The sequence below is a fragment of the Salipiger abyssi genome (genome assembly GCF_017311415.1).
Lineage (GTDB): Bacteria > Pseudomonadota > Alphaproteobacteria > Rhodobacterales > Rhodobacteraceae > Salipiger > Salipiger abyssi_A.
Genome location: NZ_JAEKIS010000065.1, coordinates 1 through 1,939, shown reverse-complemented (window position 1 = coordinate 1,939; position 1,939 = coordinate 1). Strand labels below are relative to the sequence as shown.

Sequence of the window (1,939 nt, the reverse complement as noted above, 5' to 3'; positions counted from 1 at the left end):
CCCTTATTCGCGCGGTTTTCGATGAGGTCTTCGACGACGGAGGGATCGGCGAGTGTTGAGGTATCGCCGAGGGCGCCGAAATCGTTTTCGGCGATCTTGCGCAGGATGCGGCGCATGATCTTGCCGGAGCGGGTCTTCGGCAGGCCCGGCGCCCACTGGATCAGATCCGGCGAGGCGATGGGGCCGATCTCGGTGCGCACCCAGGTCCGCAGCTCCTTCTTGAGATCATCGGAAGGCTCGACCTCGTTCATCAGCGTGATGTAGCAGTAGATGCCCTGGCCCTTGACCGGGTGCGGGTAACCCACCACCGCGGCCTCGGCGACCTTGGCATGCGCCACCAGCGCTGATTCGACCTCGGCCGTGCCCATGCGGTGGCCCGAGACGTTGATCACGTCATCGACCCGCCCGGTGATCCAGTAATCGCCGTCGTCGTCCACCCGGCAGCCATCGCCGGAGAAGTAATAGCCCTTGTACTGCTGGAAATAGGTCTGCTCGAAACGCTCGTGGTCGCCCCAGACCGTGCGCATCTGCCCCGGCCAGCTGTCGGCAATCGCCAGCACGCCCTCGGTCGGGCGGTCCTCGATGATCTCGCCGCTCGTCGGCTCCAGCACCACGGGTTTGACCCCGAAGAACGGCTTCATCGCCGCGCCCGGCTTGGTCGCATGCGCGCCCGGCAGCGGCGTCATCAGATGGCCGCCGGTCTCTGTCTGCCACCAGGTGTCGACGATCGGACAGCGGCCCTGACCCACCTTGTCGTTATACCAGTTCCACGCCTCCGGATTGATCGGTTCGCCCACGGTGCCCAGCACCTTGAGCGAGGATAGATCGCAACCGGTTACGAAATCGTCACCCTGGCCCATCAGCGCGCGAATGGCCGTCGGCGCGGTGTAGAACTGATTTACTTTATGTTTTTCACAAACCTGCCAGAACCGGCTTGCATCGGGCCAGGTCGGCACGCCCTCGAACATCAGCGTCGTGGCGCCATTGGCCAAGGGCCCGTAAACAATATAGGAATGCCCGGTCACCCAGCCCACATCGGCGGTGCACCAATAGACGTCGCCCTCGTGGTAATCGAAGCTGATCTCCATCGTCATGGCGGCGTAAACCAAATATCCACCACTTGAGTGCACAACCCCCTTGGGCTTGCCGGTCGAGCCCGAGGTATAGAGGATAAACAGCGGGTCTTCGGCGTTCATCGGCCGCGGCGGGCAGTCGGGGGCGGCGTGCTCCATGAGGTAGTTGAGGTCGACATCGCGGCCCTGGATCCAGGAGGTCTGGTCGCCGGTATGCTTGACGACGAGGCAGCGCACCTTGTCGGAGCAGTGCAGCAGGGCGGCGTCGGTGTTCGACTTGAGCGCGGTCTTGCGGCCGCCGCGCGGGGCGGTGTCGGCGGTGATGACGATCTTGGCGCCGCAATCGTTGATGCGGTTGGCCAGCGCGTCGGGCGAGAAACCGGCGAAGACGATGGAATGGATGGCGCCGATGCGCGCGCAGGCCAGCATGGCATAGGCGGCCTCGGGGATCATCGGCAGGTAGATGACGACGCGGTCGCCGCGCATGACGCCCTGGGAAAGCAGGACGTTGGCCATGCGGTTCACCTTGTCGTAGAGCTCGGCATAGGTGATGTGCTGCGCGGGGTCTTCGGGGTTGTCGGGCTCGAAGATGATGGCGGTCTGGTTGGCGCGGGTCTTGAGGTGCCGGTCGATGCAGTTATAGGCGACGTTGAGCACGCCGTCCTCGTACCATTTGATATCGACCTTGCCGAACTCGAAGCAGGTGTTCTTGATCTTCGTCGGCCGCGCCATCCAGTCGAGCCGCTGCGCCTGATCGGCCCAGAACCCGTCCGGATCGCTCAGCGACCGCGCATACATCTCGTCATACGCCGCAGCGTCGACATGCGCTCCGGAAACAAAATCGGAAGACGGCGGGTAGGTGTCGG

General features: G+C 63.8%; 1 protein-coding gene. It reads right to left on the bottom strand.

Translation table 11 applies throughout. From position 1 onward, the window contains the following. A partial coding sequence (gene acs, locus I6N89_RS25300; RefSeq protein ID WP_207020965.1) for an acetate--CoA ligase occupies positions 1 to 1,939 on the bottom strand: 1,939 nt, incomplete at both ends.